This window comes from Saprospira grandis DSM 2844, from assembly GCF_000275825.1.
In the GTDB taxonomy this organism is placed as follows: Bacteria; Bacteroidota; Bacteroidia; order Chitinophagales; family Saprospiraceae; genus Saprospira; species Saprospira grandis_A.
Genome location: NZ_JH719942.1, coordinates 2495297 through 2516070, shown reverse-complemented (window position 1 = coordinate 2516070; position 20774 = coordinate 2495297). Strand labels below are relative to the sequence as shown.

At 48.3% G+C, this 20774-nt stretch carries 16 protein-coding genes; 6 read left to right on the top strand and 10 right to left on the bottom strand.

All coding sequences use genetic code 11. The features are described from left to right. Positions 1-51 precede the first annotated feature (51 nt). On the top strand, positions 52-552 hold the full coding sequence (locus SAPGRDRAFT_RS11615) for a hypothetical protein (protein WP_002659439.1): 501 nt from the start codon (positions 52-54) through the stop codon (positions 550-552). Here the strand turns inward: SAPGRDRAFT_RS11615 and SAPGRDRAFT_RS11610 are convergent, their stop codons facing one another. Then, positions 553-972: a DUF4293 family protein gene (locus SAPGRDRAFT_RS11610; RefSeq protein ID WP_002659438.1), complete on the bottom strand. Its 420-nt coding sequence runs from the start codon at positions 970-972 to the stop codon at positions 553-555. Positions 973-1029: 57 nt separating this feature from the next. On the opposite strand from SAPGRDRAFT_RS11610, the gene SAPGRDRAFT_RS11605 reads away from it, so the two are divergent. Next, positions 1030-2205, top strand: coding sequence for a thiolase family protein (locus SAPGRDRAFT_RS11605; RefSeq protein ID WP_002659437.1), 1176 nt, complete (start codon positions 1030-1032; stop codon positions 2203-2205). A gap of 610 nt (positions 2206-2815) precedes the next feature. Here the strand turns inward: SAPGRDRAFT_RS11605 and SAPGRDRAFT_RS19865 are convergent. The 6 genes from SAPGRDRAFT_RS19865 to SAPGRDRAFT_RS11565 form a co-directional block, all read right to left on the bottom strand. After that, a complete protein-coding gene (locus SAPGRDRAFT_RS19865; protein WP_002659436.1) occupies positions 2816-4264 on the bottom strand; it encodes a T9SS type A sorting domain-containing protein in 1449 nt (482 codons plus the stop codon). A 205-nt stretch (positions 4265-4469) separates the two neighbouring features. Further along, positions 4470-6908: a tail fiber domain-containing protein gene (locus SAPGRDRAFT_RS11590; RefSeq protein ID WP_002659435.1), complete on the bottom strand. Its 2439-nt coding sequence runs from the start codon at positions 6906-6908 to the stop codon at positions 4470-4472. Between the two features lie 178 nt (positions 6909-7086). Then, positions 7087-8064 carry a glycerophosphodiester phosphodiesterase family protein gene (locus SAPGRDRAFT_RS11585; protein ID WP_002659434.1) on the bottom strand — a complete coding sequence of 326 codons (978 nt, stop codon included), beginning with the start codon at positions 8062-8064 and terminating at the stop codon, positions 7087-7089. A gap of 879 nt (positions 8065-8943) precedes the next feature. Then, positions 8944-9972 carry an agmatinase family protein gene (locus SAPGRDRAFT_RS11575; protein WP_002659432.1) on the bottom strand — a complete coding sequence of 343 codons (1029 nt, stop codon included), beginning with the start codon at positions 9970-9972 and terminating at the stop codon, positions 8944-8946. A gap of 263 nt (positions 9973-10235) precedes the next feature. Beyond that, entirely contained in the window at positions 10236-11570 is a 1335-nt protein-coding gene (locus SAPGRDRAFT_RS11570; RefSeq protein WP_002659431.1) for a flippase, read from the bottom strand. A 34-nt stretch (positions 11571-11604) separates the two neighbouring features. Next, on the bottom strand, positions 11605-12873 hold the full coding sequence (locus SAPGRDRAFT_RS11565; RefSeq protein WP_002659430.1) for a GNAT family N-acetyltransferase: 1269 nt from the start codon (positions 12871-12873) through the stop codon (positions 11605-11607). A gap of 113 nt (positions 12874-12986) precedes the next feature. Here SAPGRDRAFT_RS11565 and SAPGRDRAFT_RS11560 point away from each other — a divergent pair, with 113 nt between their 5' ends. Continuing rightward, positions 12987-13610, top strand: coding sequence for a hypothetical protein (locus SAPGRDRAFT_RS11560; protein ID WP_002659429.1), 624 nt, complete (start codon positions 12987-12989; stop codon positions 13608-13610). 461 nt (positions 13611-14071) lie between these two features. Here the strand turns inward: SAPGRDRAFT_RS11560 and SAPGRDRAFT_RS11555 are convergent, their stop codons facing one another. Continuing rightward, positions 14072-14680, bottom strand: a complete 609-nt coding sequence (locus SAPGRDRAFT_RS11555; RefSeq protein WP_002659428.1) for a DUF4412 domain-containing protein — start codon at positions 14678-14680, stop codon at positions 14072-14074. 394 nt (positions 14681-15074) lie between these two features. Then, entirely contained in the window at positions 15075-16505 is a 1431-nt protein-coding gene (locus tag SAPGRDRAFT_RS11545) for a hypothetical protein (RefSeq protein ID WP_037350157.1), read from the bottom strand. An 85-nt stretch (positions 16506-16590) separates the two neighbouring features. Between SAPGRDRAFT_RS11545 and SAPGRDRAFT_RS11540 the strand changes: the two genes are divergently transcribed. Next, the gene (locus SAPGRDRAFT_RS11540; RefSeq protein ID WP_002659426.1) at positions 16591-17760 is read left to right on the top strand and encodes a trans-sulfuration enzyme family protein; all 1170 of its coding nucleotides are present in this window, start codon (positions 16591-16593) and stop codon (positions 17758-17760) included. A gap of 211 nt (positions 17761-17971) precedes the next feature. Here SAPGRDRAFT_RS11540 and SAPGRDRAFT_RS11535 read toward each other — a convergent pair whose 3' ends face one another. Next, on the bottom strand, positions 17972-18262 hold the full coding sequence (locus tag SAPGRDRAFT_RS11535) for a hypothetical protein (RefSeq protein ID WP_002659425.1): 291 nt from the start codon (positions 18260-18262) through the stop codon (positions 17972-17974). 15 nt (positions 18263-18277) lie between these two features. Here SAPGRDRAFT_RS11535 and SAPGRDRAFT_RS11530 point away from each other — a divergent pair, with 15 nt between their 5' ends. Together SAPGRDRAFT_RS11530 and SAPGRDRAFT_RS11520 are read left to right on the top strand one after the other, a co-directional pair. Then, positions 18278-19525 (top strand): peroxiredoxin family protein, encoded by a 1248-nt coding sequence (locus SAPGRDRAFT_RS11530; protein WP_002659424.1) that lies wholly within the window; start codon positions 18278-18280, stop codon positions 19523-19525. Between the two features lie 568 nt (positions 19526-20093). Then, positions 20094-20768, top strand: a complete 675-nt coding sequence (locus SAPGRDRAFT_RS11520; RefSeq protein WP_002659423.1) for a hypothetical protein — start codon at positions 20094-20096, stop codon at positions 20766-20768. The last annotated feature ends 6 nt before the right edge of the window (positions 20769-20774 follow it).

Below are 20774 nucleotides of genomic sequence, written 5' to 3'. Positions count from 1 at the left end.
ATAGGGGCTGGCGCAGCGGAGGCCCCAAATCAAAAATAAAAAAAAATGAAGATGAATAGCAAGAAAATTTGGAGCTTAGGCGCTTTACTTTTGTTGACCGTTAGCCTAAATGCGCAGATTGTAGACAACAGTCATTTGGTGAATCTCAAGGAGGTGCTTCCCTATGTTTATATTTTTTATGCGCTCACCTTTTTGGCCCTTAGTTTATTGATTATGAAGCTATTGAGACCTCAAATGAAGACCTACTTTTTGTATGCGGCTTGTATTTTGGGTATTTTGGGGGCGGTTTTCACGAATCAGGCCTTTAATCGGGTACAAGAAGAGCAACTGCCGGAGGTAGCGGGCAGTGAGATTCCGAAAGAAGAGATGAGTGATTATAGTCGGCAGATGGTAGAGAAGCAGGAGCGGGAAGTGGAGCAGCAGAAGATGGCGAACTTCTGGATTATTGCCATTCCGAATATTATCATGTTGGGTTTGGGGGTAGTAATAGACATAAAAGCCCGTCAATCGGGGAATGACGGGCAGGTTCGTGGTCGTTATGACGGGATGTAACTAGCGGAGGCGATCGGAGTCCTTAACGAGTTGGTCATCGGCATTGATTGCGCGGTTGGCCAAGAAAAGGAAAAGCATGGCTAAAACGGGAGTAAACAGGCCAAGTCCGGCAGTCACTTCCTCACTAATGGTCATGCTCCAATAAGAGGCTAAACCCATAAGGATCAGGCAATTGAGCAAACCCAGGTTATTGAGCAGCATTTGTAGTTTTCTATTTTTAAAGAGGAAGATGGTGCCAAGGCTGAGCAGGGCGGGAAAGAGGGCTAGGAGGAGCAGGACGAACTGGTCCATCAGGTCATAATCGCCATCTTGCAGCGGGCCTTCAGCGGTGCTGGGGGCTGTACCAAAGGGAAAAACGAAGAGCAAGGCCAGCGCGAGGGCTGCCAAGAGCATGTAAATGGTTTGAATACGTTGTATCATAATAATTCGGCTTTTTTTCAGATAAAATCAGGCCACAAAGTTAATTAATTCAATTAAATGAACAAGTCTGCCCCCATCTATATCCTAGCCGCAAAGAGGAGTCCTATTGGCCGCCTATATGGGGCTTTGGCTAGCGTTCGGCCCGATGATTTGGGGCTAGCGGTATTGCAGGAGATCTCCAATTTTTCGCCTACCGACCTTTCTGCGATTTATCTGGGGGCCGCCAATCAGGCGGGAGAAGACAACCGCAATTTGGCTCGGCAGCTTGTTTTTTTGGCCCAATGGCCGGCGCATATTTGGGGAATTACGGTGAATAGTCTTTGTAATTCGGGTTTAGATGCCTGCGTTCAGGCCTTTCGGGCTTTGGCCTTAGGAGAGCAGGAATTGGTTTTGGCAGGGGGCGTAGAAAACATGAGTCGCAGCCCTTTTGTTCGTCTGCGCAATCAGGAGCAAGAGATAGACAGCAGCATAGGTTGGCGGATGGTCAACCCCCATTTGCCGCCAGTTTATGCGCCATTGAGTATGCCCGAAACGGCTGAGCGTTTGGCCCAAAAAAGAGGAGTTAGCAGAGCCGAACAAGATGCCTACAGTCAGGCGAGTCGAGCTCGTTTTTTGGCGGCCCAAGCGGCGGGCGCCTTTAATCGGGAGCTGGTTTCGGTCTACAATCGATCGGGAGAATTGCTCTTGGACAGAGACGAGCAGCCGAGGGCGCTAGCGGCTTCGCTTTTGGCCAAGCTGCCGCCTTTGGTCAAAAATGGCCAATTTATTAGCCTGGGAAATTCGGCTCGTTTGGGCGATGGGGCGGCCTTTTTACTCTTGGCTCAGGGCCCTTATTTGGAGCGAGAAGGGGGGCAGCCACTGGCCCAGGTAGTGGCTTGGACAAGCATGGCCTTGCCTCCTGAAGATATGGGCGAGGCGCAAATTATGGCCGTTCAGCAATTGCTTCGGCAGCAGGGACTTTTGGCTAATGAGATTGATTTTTTTGAGTTTGCCGAGTCTTTTGCCCTGCAAGGCATTTTGGCCCAAAAGGCCCTAAACCTACGGCCCGATCAGCTCAATCCCTATGGCGGTAGCCTGAGTATGGGCAATCCTTTGGGTATGGGTGGCGCTCGAATTTTGGTCTCTTTGGCCCATGCTTTGGCCCGTCATCCCAAGGCCAAATATGCTATTGGGGCAAGTTCGGCGGGTTTGGGGCTGGGCACTGCCGTTTTATTGAAGAAAGTAGTAAATTAGTTTTTTTGGGGCTGCCCCTTCCGCTAGCTTAATACCCAGCGCAAAGCGGTATCGCTTTGCGAAGCTATACAAGATGAGGGTGGAAACCCTCATGAATTATCGGGCGGGTCGGGCTGTGTCGCAGCTCGCAAGTCTGCTCGGCCCTGCAGGCCTTTGCAGCTTTGCTGCAAAGGCCTTGGGTCTGCCGCCTGCGGCGGCCCTGCTATCCATCCCTCAGCCGAAGGCCCTCTTGGCGCTCATCTTTCTTTTTCCTTTAAGGCCAGCAAAATAGCGGAGCAAAATAAGGTTTTGGGCAAGCAGAGCTAGTTCATTAGGTCCAGCAACTAATTCAATTAGGTTTCAGCCCTAGTTCATTGGGTTGGGCGGCTAGTTCATTAGGTCCCAGCCCTAACTCATTAGGTCCAGCAGCTAATTCAATTAGGTTTCAGCCCTAGTTCATTAGGTTGGCGGGCTAGTTCATTAGGTCCCAAGACGAACTCATTAGGTTCAGTAGCTAATTCAATTAGCTCAAGGAGTGAATTAGGGACAATTTTTATTTTGTTTCGGTTTTGGCCCAAAAAAGCCCCAGAGGATTTTCCTTTGGGGCTAAGTAATTTATCTCTTATGGAGCTTAGAGTTTAGTCAGCTTTCGTGTAAAGCTACGGCCATCCTCCAATTGGATTTGCAAGAGGTAAGCTCCTGCGGGCAAATCATTAAGCTGAAGGAGATAATTATTCTCTAGAAAGGCTGTTTTGTCTAGTACAACTTGGCCATTAGCGGCATAGAGTCGAAGGTTGGCCTTTTGGTCCTCTATACGATCTAGTCGGATAAAGAGGTTTTGGCTAGTGGGGTTCGGGAAAAGGGCCAAATTGCCTAATTGGGCTTGGCCGCTTACTGCGCGAATCAGCGAATAGCTAAACTGACCGTCTTGGTCCAATTGTTTTATGCGATAATAAGAAATGCCGCTAAAGTCGTTTTGGTCCATATACTGATAGTCTGTTCGTTGCTGGCTATTTCCTTGGCCATCTAGCCAAGCGATGGGACTAAAATCGCTTTCGCCTTCTAGCATACGCTCTAGCTCAAAGCCCTGATTATTTTCCTCGCTAGCGGTGGCCCAATCGAGTTGCACCCAATCGGCTGAATTGCGTTGGGCCTCAAAAGAGAGCCATTCGATGGGCAGATCCATTTTGTAATCTTCTACGGCAAAGGGAGAAAAGCTAGTAATGCCCGATCGGCTTTGGGTATAGCGGTTGCCGCCCAAGGGCGTGGCGGCGGTCCAGCTAGGGCTACGGTCCCAATAAGTAGAACGCCAATGCGATATTCCCGATTGGTTGCGATCAAAGTTGGGGAGTTCTTGGCCTTGCTCCCATTCTAGGGTCATTGTGACCGAAGAGCCTCCAGCGGTTCGTTCCTCAATCTGCCAAGTTCTAAAAACGGCCCCTTCGGTTTCGGGCGTTCCTATGGGATAGCGGTCGAGTACGACATCCTCTAAACGGATAGCGATTACATCTGTAGTGCCGCTATTGCTAAGGGTAGCGGGATTATATTGGCTATTACCAACAGGGAAAACAACGGCGGCGGCCCCTACTTCTTGCAGGAGGCCTCCGCTGCCGTTGGTCACTACATAGTTATTCAGGTCATAATTATTGGGAATAGCGCCGGGCAGTAATTCTATATCATGGCTACCTAATTCTAGCGAGCCATTGAGGCTAAGGTCTAGTTCTTGGCCAATAAAAAGGCTATTTTGCAAAATGAGGCGTTGGCCATTATCTACTCTTAAGCGGTTGATGGTAAAGGGACTGCCAGCAATAATATTTTGGTTGGCATTGCCTTCAAACCAGAGCCAGCCGCTACCGAGATAATTGGCAGAGGCATCTTGATTATAATTGAGGTCCAGATAGAAGTTGCCTTCATTTTGGATTTGGCCACTAGCAACATTATGGACCTGACTATCTTCTACTCTAAATTCGGTTCCGTTAGCGATCCGAATATTGGCCGATTCGACCCGGAGGTTTCCTTGGCCCCAAACTGGAGCAGAAAGCAGCAAGGCCCAAAGACTGAGGTATATATTTTTCATCATCAGTTGGCTAAATTTTGTGGGAGCATGCCGGGGGGCGGCGCAGCCGCTTGGGCCTTTAGGCCCAAAACGGCCTAGCGATGGTAGGCAGTGCGGCGAAGCCGCAGACCTAGGCGCTGCAAGCGCCGCAGGGCCGAGCAGACCTGCGAGCTGCCGGACGTAGCGCCGCAAGGCGAAGCCGCAGCGGAGGCCCCCAAGATTCAAAAAATTAATCTTGCTGTTTTGCTTTCATTGCGTCTAGTTCGGCACGCATAGCTTGGATCAACTCGGCTTGTTCGGCCAATTGTTGGGCCTGAGACTTGAGTTCTTGCTCTTGTTCTTGCAGGCGGTTTTCCTGTGTTTTTGTGGCTTCAATGAGCAAGGGAATCAAGCCAGAATAATTGACTAGATAGTGGCCTTGCTCGCATTTTTTGGCCAATTCGGGGGCTACAGCAGCCACCTCTTGGGCCATAATACCGATAGTGGGCACGGGCTTATCGCCTTTGGCAATATCGCCTTCAGAAAGCTTGTGCTCATAGCGATAGCCATTGAGCTGCATAATCATAGAAAGGGCATTGCTTACGGGCTGAATATTTTGCTTGAGGTTTCGGTCAGAGGTTTGGAAATACTGCCCCCCAGTTTGCTCAATATAAGCTCTTTTGATATGGCCATCTTCCTCCCAAAACTGAATCAAATCGTTATCACCGGGAGAGATCAGAATAAGTTGGTCGCCATCGGTAAAGATGCCGGTATCTTCGCCAGACTGAGTTCCCCAAAAGACTCCATCTCCAGCACTAAAGTCCTGCCCACTAAGGTCAGTACTCCCAAACTTGATTTCGGCATCATCTCCAGAAAATGTAATTTCATAATGCGTACTAGCCGTTACCGTAGACCAGATGCCATCAATGGAGCTTAGGTCTTGCCAAGAGGCTAGTCCTGTAGCATCAGAGGTTAATACCCGGTCTACTGCCGGATTTCCGCCTTTAATTTGAAGGCGGCGCTCCAGCTGCAAACTTCCGCCCTCTAGTTTTGAGCGAGAAAGGGTACCATCGCCATAAAAGCGGGTAACGCCCCCATAGGTTTCGCCGGCCCAGGTGGGGTTGGCATCATCAATTTCGATATTTTGGTCGGTAGCCTGAGTTTCGATATGGCGCACCCCTCCACTCAAGACAATATCGCCATTCACATCAAAGGCATCATCGGGAGTTGTGGTGAGCACCCCTACTCGATTAGTAGAAGCATCGACAAAAAAGGTATTGGCATCGGCATTCAGATCGCCATTGTCCAAAATAGAGAATTGGTTAGTTCCATTATCTTGAATATGGAAATCTCCTGTACTATTTAGATTAAAGACCATATTATTGGCCCCTTGCGTAATGGTCGTCAATTGATTGAGCGTTCCGCCCAAGTCAATATCATTAGCATTGGTGGTTAGGCCATTATCTCCTACGGCATTAATGGTAAAACTCCCAGCAGTTCCGCCGCCAGTGAGTCCCGTACCAGCGGTTACGCCAGTTACATCTCCATTGGGGATCGTCACGGCATTTCCGCCGTTAATAGTTAAAGTAGATCCGCTATAAGTAAGCGTTTGGTTATCGGTATTATCTAGAAAACCAGCCAGACTAACTGTATTTCCATTCTGGATACTCAAGTTATTTCCAGCTAAAGTTAAGCTTTGGTTATCGGTATTGGCGGTGGGGGTAACCCAAGAAGCCAAGCCACTGGCATCAGAGGTAAGGACCTTTCCAGCGGCAGGGTTGCCTCCTTTAATTTGGATGCGGCGCTCTAGTTGGAGTCCTCCTCCTTCTAGTTTTGAGGCGGCTAAGTTACCATCTCCATGAAAGCGCACCACCCCATTGTAGGTCTCGCCGGCCCAAACCGGATTGGCATCATCCACCTGAATACTTTGGTCGCCATCTTGGGTCTCAATATTTCGCAGGCCACCTGTAAATAAGATGTCTCCATTAACATCTAGCTTACCTCTGGGTGCTGTCACCCCTAGCCCCACTCTATTCGTTGAAGCATCAACAAAAAAGGTCCCTGCATCGGCATTTAGATCGCCATTATCCAAAACAGAAAATTGGTTAGTTCCATTATCTTGAATATGGAAATCTCCTGTACCATTTAGGTTAAAGACCATATTATTGGCCCCTTGCGAGATGGTGGTCAATTGGTTGAGCGCGCCGCCCAAGTCAATATCATTAGCATTGGTGGTTAGGCCATTATCTCCTACTGCGTTAATGGTTAGCGCTGCAGTTGTTCCCCCACCAGTAAGTCCCGTACCAGCAGTTACTGCAGTGACATCTCCATTGGGAATTGTCACTGTATTTCCATTGGTAATTGTGAGCGTAGAGCCACTATAACTTAGGGTCTGATTATCCTGATCGGCTCCAGCAACAAAGGGCTGCCAACTGGCCCCATCATAGTACCAAAAGCCATTGCTGGTTTGGTCAAAAACCAACAAACCCTGAGCGGGAGCCGCAATAGCCGTTCTTTGAGCAGTAGTCATTCTAGGAATGAGCACCCCCTTATTGGTCGATTTAACATCTAGCATGGCAGATGCATCTGGCGAGCTGTTATCGGTGTTAATGCCCACCCCTTGGCCCCAGGCCGTAAGTCCAGAAAAACTGAGCGCTGTAGACAGTGCAATAGTGTAGAGTTTCTTCATTATTTTTACTTTTCGTGACAGTGTTGATAGTATTTCCAAAATATTATTTTTTCTGCAAAAAGTCGACTATGGCAAATTTTATTTAACCAATAAGCCTACACAACTTGGAAGCAGCTAGAAAAACAAACAGCCCCAGAGGATTTTCCTCTAGGGCTGCTTAGGCTAATTAGCGGCTCTTTTACTGCATCAATACATCCATCACTCGATTTGGATAATCACTAATGATTCCATCTAAGGGATAAGCCAAAATGGCCTCTATATCCGCCGTTTCATTAACGGTCCAAGGAATCAGCTGCATCTTATGCCCCTTTACCCAATCTACCAAAGTATCATTAACCATAGAAAAATGACAACTGTAAATCTCTGGCGTGAAACCCAATTCATCCAAATCTTTTTGCAGGTCATCCGTCTCCTCCACCAACATAGAAATCGGCATTTTGGGGCGCTTCTGATGGACCAATCGCAGGGTTTCCCAATCAAAAGCCTGAATATTAGCATGCCCCGATATACCCGCACTATCTATAGCCGCCAAAACCAAGTCTACAAACTCTTCTACTGGCGGACAATAGCGGCCATCATACTCTGGCAATCGCTTGATCTCTATATTATAATGTATAGGCTGCTCCAATTCGGCCTTCATCTCAAATAGGTTTACCGACTTCACCACATCCAACAAACGGGGCTTGATGACTTTCATCTTCCGCTGAGTCGGAAAATATGGGTGCGGCAAACTCCCACAATCATATTTAATCAGCTCCGAATAAGGCATCTGGTAAATACTATAACGCCGCTCTTCATTTGGCCCAATTGGACGCCCATCTAATTTATTCGCCAATATATGCGAAATCCAAGGCTCATGCGAAAGCACTACCTGGCTGTCTTGGGTCACTACCACATCCAATTCTAAGGTCCGAACACCCAACTCTAAAGCTTTCATAAAGGCCGGAATGCTGTTTTCTGGCATCAAGCCACGGCAGCCCCTATGCCCCTGTATATCTATCTCTCTAAACTTAAAACTACTCATTTTAGGCCGTTTGGGCTCCGCCTCTACTTGCTCTTTCTCGCCCTCCTGCGGCTCCGAGACGTTAGCACAACTGTAAAGGCCAAAAAATAAGGGCAAAAGCCAAAGTAAAAAAGTATTTTGTCGCTTCATCATGGTCTATCTAATTTGATTGTCTTTCTTTCGTATTTTTGGGGCCTCAGCTGCGGCTTCGCCTTGCTGCGCTACGCTTTGGGGCTCGCAGGTCTGCTCGGCCCTGCGGCGGCTGCGCCGCCTGGGTCTGGCCTGACGGCCACCCCGCCGCATCGCTAGGCCAATTGGCCCCCTGGGCCAAAGGCGGCTCCGCCGCCTCGCAAACGCAAAATATACTTCCAACAAAATACAAAATCCCTAGAGATGTCTAGAGCTATCTTCTTGCTTTTTATGGCTTTTAGTACTGGCCTTTGCGCCCAAGCCCCAATTACTACCGTCAATAAAATTATTTTGGACCAAGAGGTCCTCTTAGATCAAAAGCAGAAGCGCAGCCACAGCAAACAAATAGAGCTGCCTTTAACGCCTGAGTTCTGGAAACAGTTCGAGTCGATTAAATCAGCCCAACTACTATTTTATATTTATGCAGAAAGCAGTGGACAAGCGCAGTTTGAAGCCGATAGCCTGGCCCATCTCTCCGAACTCCGCCCTATCCTCCAATGGGCCCAAGGTAACCAAATTTTTAACCGGCCCACCGGCCAACAACTGCCCTATGGCATCGAATGGGCCATCCTTAAAGAGCCCGCTAAGGAAAAATGCCTGCAACGCTACCACAAAAAAGGAATTTCCCCAGCCGGCTGGTGGAAACGCTGTATCCTTAAACGCGATTATTTTATTTCACCCAATTATTATAGCCCGCTCTATAGTCTCCCCAAATCTATCTACCTGAAAGAAGTACCTCAAAGTCTGCCCCTGCTGCTCAGAACTAGCGCCAAAAGCGATACCGTCCGCCTGAGAATCCAAGCAGTGCTGCGCCTCAAGGGCAAACGCAAAGCCTATGAAGAGCTAGACCAAAGCCTGCGTACGGGCCAAGAGGGCCGCCAACTGATAACAGACCCGCGCCCCAACATTGCCGTCCCATTCCGTGGCAGAACCTACCTCGCAGAGATCAAAACCAATGAGCTCTTTCCCCGCCTGGGCCAATAACTCAAAAATATAGCTGACCTCGGCCAGGTCAAAGCCGCCCACTACAGGAGTTCCGGTATTTGGACAAAGTTCTGGACGTAAACCATCAATATCAAAGCTGATGTATATCTTCTGGGGCAAACTCTTGATAAATGGCAAGACCAACTCTTCAAAGCTGAGCCCCCGCATTTTTCCGCGGGCCAAGTCTTGGTCAAAAAGGACCTGAATGCGCTGCCCTTGCTGCTTCATATAATCTACTTCCTCATGGCAGTAGTCTCGAATGCCCATTTGGACCAAAGACAGTTTGGGCATCCGCTCCAAAGCATTATAGAAAATAGAAGCATGAGAATAAGTAAAGCCCTCATAGGCTTCTCGCAAATCGCAATGGGCATCTATTTGCAAAATGGCAAAGCCCTCTTCATGCCGCTCGGCCAAGGCCCGCAAATAGCCTAAGGGCGTAGAATGATCGCCCCCCAATAGGCCCACATATTTGCCCTGCTCTAGCAAATCCTTAGCCTGCTGATAAACCCAGTTTTCTAGTTTTTCGCAGGCGGCATTTACGGCCAAGCGAGCGGCTTCATCGCCGCCTTCGCCAGCTTCTAAAGCATCTATATGGCAACTGGCCAAGCTTCTAGCGGCCTGACTTTGGGCCAAGATCTGCGCATCGGGCTGCCGCATATAAATGCCCATTTTATAGGCATCTGGGCAATCGGCCAAATAGAGATCTAACTGATAAGAAGCCTCTAGGATATTGGCGGGCCCCTCAGCTGTTCCAGCCGAATAAGATACCGTGGCCTCCCAAGGAACAGGCAAAAGGACCAAATTAGCGCTCTCCTCTGTAAAAGGTAAGCCAATAAAGTTGTTGTTCTTTAGGGCAAAGCCACTGGGGTCAAAATCTTGAATAGACATGCGTTTATATTTTGGACGAAGTTCGTGCTTTTCCCTTTTTTTCAAAGCAATTTTCTAGAAAAAATAGCCCTAGAGCGGGCCTTTCTCCAGCTCTTTTTCTGCTAGGGCCAAACAAAAGCGGCCCCCTCTGGCCTAGCGATGCGGCGGGGTGGCCGTCAGGCCAGACCCAGGCGGCGCAGCCGCCGCAGGGCCGAGCGAACAGCGAGCCCCAAAGCGTAGCGCAGCAAGGCGAAGCCGCAGCTGAGGCCCCAAAAAACCTCCCCCTACTTCCGATTCCAGTAAGCAATGGGCCAAAAACCCAATTTGCGATAAGCCCAATAGGCCAGACTAAGATCGAATACAGCCAAGCCAATAAAGGCCGCTATGGCTGCTCCATCAATGCCTAAAATGGGAATCAAACTGTATTGGAGGATAGCCGTGATGGCCAGGGAAAGCGCCAAGAGATAAGCGGCCATTTTTTCTTGGCCCACCAAGGCTAACAACTGGCTCACGGGGCCCACCAAGACATGTATGCCCTTGCCCAAACAGAGCCAAACTAAAGCCGTATAGCCCTGCTGATATTCGGGGCCATAAATGAGTAAAAAGTAAGGCCCAAAAGCAATAAAAATGGCCAAAACGGCCATAATAACCAAGGTAATCAGGGCCGTACTCCGTTGGTATAGTCGTCCCAACTCTTGTAATTTCCCTTGATGATAAAGAGAGGAAAAGGTTGGCAAACTGACGGTGGTCAGCACCAAATAGGGAATCAGGGCAATATCCGAGAACTTCAGGGCCACATTATAATAAGCGATCTGCTCGGGAGGCAGCTCAAAAAAGCCCAAAAACAAAATATCTATTCGGCTATTGAGCAGATAGAGCAAAGAGCCCAAATTGAAATAAAAACTAGCTTTTTTGTAGGCGGGAAGATCTAATTTTGGCCAATTACTCGCTTTGGGTTGTGCCCGACGATAGCGCCGCCAAAGCCAAAAGGCAAGGCCGGCGGCCAGCACAAAGCTCAGGCTTCGTCCGGCAATCAGGCCCAAATCGCTAATAGGGTAAGCGAAGAGATAGAGCAGGGCCAAAAAGGCAAAGAAGAGCAAAGGCTGCACAATTCGGTCGCCCAATTGGCCCCAACTCATCTGTCCCTCTGCCCGCAAAGCCGATTGCCAAAGCTGCAAAAAGGCATAGGCGGGAATAATAGGCAGGGCCCAAAAATAATAATCGGCATAATTGCTCAGGCCTGGAATATGGGTATACTGAAGCAAGAAATAAAAGCCAAATATCAGGAGCAAACTGGCCCAAAGGGTCCGTTTTTCGGCCCAGGCAAGTAGGGCATCTCGCTTGCCTGGGGCTTTTTGGTCCTTAAAGATGGGTAGCTCCTTGAGCAGGAGATCATCTAGGCCCATATTGGCGGCTACTTGCAAAATCAACAGCCAACTAAAGACCAAACTATAAATGCCAAAGCCCTCATCTCCCCCCAAACGGGCCAAAAGGACCGAACTGAGAAAAGTGAGGGCTGATAAACCTATTTGTAAAATAAAGCTCCAGCTTGCCGCCTTAATTAAAAAGCGTCCTAGGGGACTTTCTGTTCCAATCTTGGCCCGCCATTTCTTCCACATTACTCTGCCTAATTTTGGGCCCAAGATAAGCTTTCTATACTACAATCGACATATCTTTGAAGGGCGATCGGGGGGTCCAGTCTTCTTTGGGGCTCAAATGATCAAAGACCAATTTCATCAGTTCGCTAGATAAGCGATTGCGGTGACGCAAGTAGCAGTCAAACTCCTGCGCTACCGCCCCTACTGAGCTCTTAATCTCCAAAGCCGTACGGGCAAAGTCAATTTTTTCTACCTTTCTATAGATGCCCATACGCACCAAGGCATACAAAATATTGAGATACAACTGATGCGAGCGGTTCAGGCTATGCTCTAGGCCCAAGAAATGGGCTTCTAAGGTATTGCCCGAAAAAATGGCCGTATAAAAAGCCACCAAGCGGCCCTCTAAATAGCAAGCCACCAGCTGCATATTTTCGCCCAACTCTCTTTTGAGGGCCGAAAAATACTGCTCATCAAAGGCATAGGCATTAAAGTCTACATTATCCGATATATTTCGGTAGAGGGCATAAATCTCTTTTTCTTGGGCCAAGATTTCCTCTAGTTCCAAGGCTCTCCACTCCAGATCCTTGCCCTTTTTGGCGGCTCTTTTGGCCCGCACCCGATACTTAGAAGACATCTCGGCCAGATAATCCTCAAAGCTATCCCAATGCGCAGGCAACCGCATATACATACCTGGCTGAATCCGATAGCGATGATAGCCCTCTTGCTGCAAAATGGGCTGTAAGTTTTGCTCAGTAACCCCATCTAGGGCAAAATCCTTAAACATCTGTAGCTGATACTTCTTCTGCTCGCTTAGCTCTAGCTCCGTTTGCAGACGATCAGTAGCCTCTTGCAGCCAAGCCAATTGTTTGGGGCCATGCCCTTCCTTAAAATAAAAGCCATGTTCTCCGGTTAGACTTAAGTTGCCACAAATGAGCACATTAAAGACCGCCTGGCGCAGAAAAAACTGCTGCAATTTCTTGCGCAAAGACCCCAACAGCCCCTCGCCTTCCAATTCCTTTTGCACACTTTCTTGCATGTCCAAATAGTAGGTTTGATAATAGGCCAAACCCACAGCCTCCTTATCTCGATAAAAGACCAAATAGCAAAAGCCCATACCTTGAGGAGGATGGGCTTCTAGGGCCTGCAAGTACTCATATTGTAAAAATTTGTTTTCTTTGGGGGCCAAGCTTTGCCAGGCAGCCTTCAAATCAGAGATGTTCCGACTCAATCGAAAACAAAGCCCTGCCTCTACTAAGGCACTACAGGCAGGCTGTTCTTCTTGTTCTAAGAGCGAGAGAGGGGCCTTGGTCTTATTACAAAACATAGGTTATTCTTATTTTTGATGCGAAAAGGGACTGTTTTTTTAAATATACGAGCTTTTTGATGTAGCTACTTCTTTTTTACCGATTCTTTAACGCAAATCACCCCCTATAGTTTATGTCAGCATGGAGACATCTACAAAAGAGTAAGGACCAATTGGCCATTTTTCTAAGCTATCTTTTAGCTTGCTTGGCTTGGTCCCTTTGGCAGTTTGAACTCAATTTTTTAGTGGGCTGGAAAGGTACGCACTGGCTGCATGTTCCTTTTTATACTACCCCAATTATATGCGGAATTATTACAACTACCTACATGCTACCTCTTTTTATTTGGGGGAAAAGAATACCTACCTACAAATATTGGGCTATATTTTTTGTCCTTTGGGGAAGTAGTTGGGGGAGTTACAGCCTAGCCTATTTAGCTTTTGCCCATCTCTACAGCAAAATCCATTTTGGCGATACCGGTTTTATGGTAGGCTCGGCCCTCTTCCTCCTAGTGTTTTTAGAGAGCTTTATCTTTTGGGCGGCTAGGGCCTTTGTGGGGCGTTCGCCTAGTTTTCATATTCTCAGCCTAGCCTTTATGTTCATTATGTGTGTGCCCCTCAGCCTAATGACCATTGACCTTTTTCCCGCTTTTGGCGGGGGCCACAACTTTATTGATGCTGTCAAAATGGGCTATCCCGTTTTTTGGGTTTGCCTACAATTGGGTCTACTCTCTTACGCCATTCATCGGCGGATGGTTTAGGCAAAGCTTGTCTTTTTGCTTTTCTGTTTTTCTGTTCAGGAGGCAATTTGGGGCTGCCGCTACGCCCTTCGGTTGTCGAACTGGCGCCCCTATAGGGGCTGGTTGTCCCTTCGGTCGGGTCGGGCTGTATCACAGCTCGCTATTCGCTCGGCCCTGCAGCGCTAAAGCGCTTTGGTCTGCCGCCTTTGGCGGCCCTGCTACAGCCCCTCAGCCAGATTTAACCGCGCTGCTTTGGCCATAGTTTGCTATGAATTTTTGGCTAGGCTAGCTATTTTTTAAGGGCATAGCCTTCGCTATGGCCTAGAAAAATAGGGCCGACTAGCAGGAAATTGCTGCAAACTATAAAAGTGAGTGCGTTTAAATCTGGCTATTGCCTGCGGGCGCTGCGCGCCCTGCTAGACCCAAAAAGGGCCAGCCATTTTCTGGCCAGCCCCTATATCTTGTAAAGTTCTACTCATTTGCTACTGAAAGTATTTATCGTCTACTTTCTGCCGAACAATAGAAAGGACCTTAGTTTTAGAAATCAACTTTCCGTATTTATCATAGGTAGTAGAATTTAAGGGAAAGCCCTTTGCCCCAGTCTGAATTAGGGCCTGTATGCCATAATCATTTTTTAGGTAGGCGGCATATTTTTTTAGGTCCACATCAATTTCCTTGACCAGCTCGACCTCTGTATTAAATTTATCGGTTTCGATATTAAGCGTATACAGCTGCCCAAACTCTACTGATTTCCGGACCTTTTCGCTCTTAATGACGGCATTGCTCAGGCCCAAATCAGCCTGTATATCTCGAGAAGATATTTCCTTTTTGCTCTGCCCTTCCTCCGATTGAATGACCATGAGCATATTATTTTTTTGTGGCTGAGGCACAAAACGCATCTTTAGGGAGTTTGGGTCCGATTTGGTTTGTACCTCAAAGGCAATTTGGTCCTTTTTGATGTACCAATTTAGCTGATAACGCATACCAGCCTCCCCTTCTTGCTCCATTTTAATGACCCCTTCAAAGTTTTGGCCCTGTAAAGGGAGTAGGCCTATGAGTAGGAGAATAAATCCTCCGAAAAGCTTATGCATAAGTAGTAGCTCTATTTAAGTTAAGTAGTTTCTAGTCGGTAATCTTGCGTAAGTATAAAAGTTGCAAACAATTTGCCAAGATCGTTTTATGCCTAGGGTTCTCTGCTAATTTAGGTATTACACCCAAAAAGCACCCCAATATCTAATTTAGCTTAGGGTTAAATCCTTTTTTTTGCGGCAGACAGGCGGCGAAGCCGCCGCAGGCTGAGGGGCTGTAGCAGGGCCGCCAAAGGCGGCAGACCAAAGCGGCTTTGCCGCTGCAGGGCCGAGCAGACTTGCGAGCTGCGCAATGGCCCGACCCGCCCGCAGGGCGGGGCAGCCCCAAACAATAATAACTATAGATCCATCCTTTTGTAAAAGGTTGCATCTGGCTTGGCGGGCTATAAAAAATAAATTAGTTGCCAATGTAGCCCTTCATGGCCCCAGACAAATAGTAGCCATCAATAAAGCTACCGAGCAAGCTATGGCCATTGCGCTTAACGGCAAAGCCCGCAGTTCCCCCTACTGGAAAATTAGTGCTGGGCGGGTCTGGAAAATCTTGGTCGTAAAGCGTAATGGTGCCCACAATAGGGGCCCCAATTTGGACCAAAATATTAACAAAGAGGTAGCCCGCTTGCCCATCCTCGCCATAATCGCCCCCATCGCCGCCATAAACATTAGGGGTAATGGTAAAATCGGCCCCAAAGAGGTTAAAGTTGTAGGGATTATTGAGGGCGCCGCCTCTACCGCCCTGAGCAAAGGCCCCTGTTCCGGCATTTTGGCCCGGTTCATAATAGCCAAAGCCCGATCCGAGGTTGCCCCCAGCGCCATCAGCCGCACCACCGCCACCGCCAGCACCAATACCCAAATTATAGGTTCCGATGCCTAAATTGATGGGTTGAATGAGGCCCACAGAGCCACCGCCGCCGCCACCAGAATAGATGCGGCCTTGGTTGCGCAAATCTGTGTCTACGGTCAGACTAATAGCATGGGTTCCATCAAAGCCAGTTCCGGCACCTCCACCACTAGCGCCAGCGCCAGCACCGCCATCGCCACCACGGGCCAAGAGGGTCCCTTGGTTGAGAATGCCGACCTTAGCATCGGGATGTAGCCCACCTGTAGTAAAGACGGCAGGAGCCGTAGGATTGTCTAGGACCACCCCAGGGCCAATCGTAGCCAGTACACAAATAGGTACGGCTGTTGGCAAAGCATTGGCCGCTTGCAAATCATAATCACTTTGGGGCGAGTTAATGTAGACCTCCATACAACTATCTATGGCGACCACAAAAACTTGGTTGCCGACAGTATTTCCACATACAGCCTGCACAATCACAGGATAAATGCCAGGAGGCGCAAAGATATCGGCCTCTACAGTAAGCTGTAGGGTATCGCTTCCATTCACTACATATTGGTCCAAACTAGCCGTAATACCCGTAGGCAAGTTAGGGATAATGTAGACCGAGATGTCATTGGAAAATCCATTGCGTTGATTGAGATACAAAAAGGCCGAATCTCGATTGCTATACACTCGGTCTATATGGCCAGCGGGATTATCCATGCTAAAATCAAAGGCGCAATCATCGCAACTACTCTGATTGAAGGCCAACCAGCAATTGCCATTAAAGTACTCCATAACACTATCTGTAGCATTATAGACCGTAAGTCCCGGCTTGGGATTTTGGATATTATCTCTTTGTTGGCGGCTCATCCGAGGAGGTAAAAAGCCTCTGTCGGTAGATTCTAAATGTAAAACCGCGCTGCTATCTGGCTGCAAGATGTTGATCCCAACTTGTGCAGTAAGCGGAAGGGCCAAAAGTAAGCCCAAAAAAGCAAGTATTGTTTTCATTATAATTGTAGTATTGTAGCTAGCCCTAAAAATAGCTAAAAGCTTAGCTTCTAATATTAAGGATAAATTTTTAAATCAATATAATATGGATACATCTTATTTGCTGACGCATTTGGGAGAAGAGCGAGAAGAGTATTACAATGCGGTGATTCCGCCCATTATGCAGTCTTCTAATTTTGCCTATAATAGCTTGTCGGACTTTAGGTCAGCGATTCTCAACGAATTAGATAACTTTGTCTACAGTCGTGGAAATAACCCCACTGTGGCCATCTTGCGCCAAAAATTAGCCGCCTTAGAGCAAGCCGAGGATGCCTTGGTCTTTGGCAGTGGTAGCGCAGCCTGTGCAGTGGCTATTATCTCGCAGCTCCAAGCGGGAGATCATCTGCTTTCGGTACAAAGTCCTTATTCCTGGACCTACAAATTGATTAGCAAGTTCCTCAGCCGCTTTGGCATTAGCTATGATTTTATTGATGCCAGCAATTTGCAGGAAATCGAGGCGGCCATCCGCCCCAACACTAAGGTTCTTTTCTTAGAATCGCCCAATTCGCTCACTTTTGAGCTACAAGATTTGGCCGCCTGTGCCGCCTTGGCCCAAAAACACGGCATTCGGACCATCTGCGATAATAGTTATGCTAGCCCGATTTACCAAAATCCTATCGCCTTGGGCATTGATCTGGTCGTTCATTCGGCCACCAAATACCTCAATGGCCATAGTGATGTAGTGGCGGGGGTGGTCTGCGGAAGCAAGGCCCTGATTCAAAAGATGTTTGAGCTAGATTATATGGCCTTAGGTCCCGCTATTTCGCCCAATGATGCTTGGCTACTCCTCAGGGGGCTGCGCACGCTGCCGTTGCGCATTCAAAAGTCTAATGAACATGCCAAAAAGGTGGTGGATTATCTGGCCCAGCACCCCAAGGTAGATTATGTTCTTTACCCAGGCCATCCCTCTCATCCCCAATACGAATTGGCCCAAAAACAGATGTCTGGCTTTGGCGGCTTATTCTCGGTAAACTTTAAGGCCAAGCGTATCGAACAAATGGAGCGCTTTTCGGAGGCCCTAATGCCCACCTTTTTGCTGGCGGTCTCTTGGGGAGGCTTCGAGTCTTTGCAGGTTCCTACCGCCTGCTTCTATAATCTAGGCACAGCGCCCCCTCCTCCCCTGCCCTTTAGCTTTGTGCGCTATTATGTTGGCCTAGAAGATCCCGACTATATTATCGATGCCTTTGAAAAGGCCTTTGTTCATCTAGAGGATTAGGTTTTGGGGCTGCCCCCTCGCTTTGCTCGGGGTCGGGCTGTATCGCAGCTCGCTGTTTGCTCGGCCCTGCGGCGCTAAAGCGCCTTGGTCTGCCGCCTTTGGCGGCCCTGCTGCCCATCCCTCAGCCGTTCTGGCCTGCGGCCAGTGGGGCCTTGGCCGCCCTAGCTTGGCATTCTTCCCTTTTTATTACTTTGGATTTGGGCCAAGCCTCCTAAATAATCCACCAGCGCATTTTTTTTCTAGCAAACACTCTTTTGGAGTTGCAATGGAGCATTTCTTTTCTGGCAAATGCTAAGAATAAATCCACCAGCGCATTTTTTTTCCAGCAAACACTCTTTTGGAGTTGCAATGGAGCGTTTCTTTTCCAGCCAATGCGCTGAGGGATGCTATCTGAGCATTTTTTTTCTAGCCAATGGTCCAAAAGAGTTGCAATGGAGCGTTTCTTTTCTAGCCAATGGTCCAATGCAATCATATTGTTCTTATATTTTTTCAGTAACTCCATAAAAGCAGTCTTTATATGCGCTATACTATTTTTGCTAGTCTACTTTCTTTATTGATTTTAATGGCTTGCCAAGCAGAGCAGCCTACAGGCTCGACAATTAAGGACAAAAGTTTAGAACGGGGGGCTTGGCGGGGGCTATTGGCCCTCAATGACAGTTTGGAGCTCCCCTTTGAGTTGGCTTATGATGGGCAGTCTTGGGAAATCATCAATGGAGAGGAGCGGATTCTCTTGCAAGTAGATTCCTTAGGGCCAGACAGTATGCGTTGGACCCTGCCTGTTTTTGGGACCTACTTCAACATCAAGCAAATTGGGCCCAAAAGCTTAAAAGGAGAGTGGGTAAACAGCCAGAAAGAAGACTATCGCCTTTCCTTTAGGGCTGAAGGCGGCCAAGCTTTTCGTTTTGGACCAAAAACAGCAGCCCAAAGCAGCTTGGCCAAAAAGTGGGCGGTACAGTTTTCTCCTCAAGACAGCGCCAATAGCTATCCTGCAGTAGCCTTATTTGAGCTCGACCCTCAGACCTCTATCCTAAAAGCTAGCTTTATGACCGAAACGGGTGATTATCGTTATTTGGCTGGAGAATTTAAGCAGGAGCGCTTGCAGCTTTCTGCCTTTGATGGGGCCCATGCCTTCTTATTTAGGGCCCAGCGGCAGGGAGATGGCAGCTTGTGGGGGCAGTTTTATTCGGGCAAGCATTGGTCTACCTACTGGCGGGCGCAGCCCAACCCCAAGGCCCAGCTCCGCCCTATGGACAGCCTCTCTTTTTTAAAGGAAGGTTATGAGAAAATAAGCTTTAGCTTTCCCAACTCGCAGGGCGATAGTTTAAGTTTGGAAGATGAGCGCTTTGAGGAGAAAGTCGTTATTGTTCAGATTATGGGCAGTTGGTGCCCCAACTGCATGGATGAAAGCCGTTTGTTAGAAGAGTACTACAGACGTTATCGGAAAGAGGGGCTAGAAGTCATTGCCCTAAGTTATGAGCTGCCTAAAGATATGGATAACTTCAAGCAAATAGAAAAGCGTTTACGGACCGACTTAGGCATCAGCTACCCTATGGTTTTGGCTGGGCCAGCAGATAAGAAAGCGGCGGCCAAGAGTTTGCCCATGCTCAACCACATCTTGTCTTTTCCCACGGCCATTATCATAGATCGTCAGGGCAAGGTACGGAAGATCCATACGGGTTTTAATGGGCCTGGGACGGGAGACTACTACGAAGAATATCGAGAAGAGTTGGCCCAATTGATTGAGCAACTATTGGTAGAACAATAAGGGGGGCCAACAGCTAGTGCTGGCCCATTGGTCCCTGCGCCCTACAGGCCCCGAAGGGGCCGCAGGCCTAGCGATGTGAAAGGGGGCGGCGAAGCCGCAGACCCAGGCCGTTAGGCCGCAGGGCCGAGCAGACTTGCGAGCCCTGAAACGTAGCGCCGCAGCTTTGCTGCGGAGGCCCCAAAGCAGCAGCGAGCCCTGAAACGACAACAAGAACTTTAGTTCGCAGTTCGACGACCGAAGGGAGTAACCGCCGCAGCTTTGCTGCGGAGGCCCCAAAACATAAAAAAGAGGCTTTTGGCCTTAGATTTCTTTATTTTTGGCGCAGTTATTTGCTGATTTTCTGCAACAAAAAGAGGGCTTTTTATCTTTTTTATTTGGTGGCTAAAGTCCTTGCCCCTTTGCCAAAACTCCCTTATCTTAAAAGAGCCTTTTGGAGCAAAAAGAAGCGGGGAAAACCTCTTTGTAGGGGCTGTTGATCCCTACCCTACTTTATCTGGCCCTATAGACTTTATTCTGAGCCTGGTCTTTGGTTTTGCCAATAGCCAAACGACCTTAAAGACCAAATTTGATGCGCTTTCTTAGTGGGCCGGCGGCCCTTTTGAGTGAATTTGAGTTAATTGCGGACAAAGAAAGCTTTGCTGTGCTTCATTTTTATGAGCGGAACAAAGTAGAGTTAGCTCTATTGCCCTTTGCGGACTACTACCGTTTGCGGAGCTATTATGCCAATGCTCTTTTTGTGGCTCAGGCCTATACGCAGCATATAGAAGAGGCGGATTGGTTGATTGAGCAATCTATAATTGCAGACATTCGGCAGGTAGATGGGCGGGATGTATACTTACATTTTTTATTTAGTGCTATGCGGGCCCTCTTTTATTTGGGCCAATACGAAGCCTCTTTTAAGCGGGCCAAGGCTCTAGTGGGCATGCGGCCTCATGAGCCCAAATATTTGCTTTGGTTGCGTCGCAACTTAATGCTTCGGCGGCCGACTTGGGTGCGTTGGGGTTTTGCTGGGGCTATATTGAGTTTGGCCAGTTGGTTGGGCGTGAGTTTATTTTCTCTTTTTCTGGTAGATCCTTTTTTCCCTTATTTGCGAGAGTTTGTCTTTTGGCTTCGGCAATTTTCGGCTATTATTGGGGCGGCATCTATTAGCTTTGGGATCTTTGGTCGATATTATTATGTAGAGAGAGAGCTTCGCAAATTGATTCGGGCTAGGCAGCCTAAAGAAGCTGCGGCAAAGACATAAAAAAGC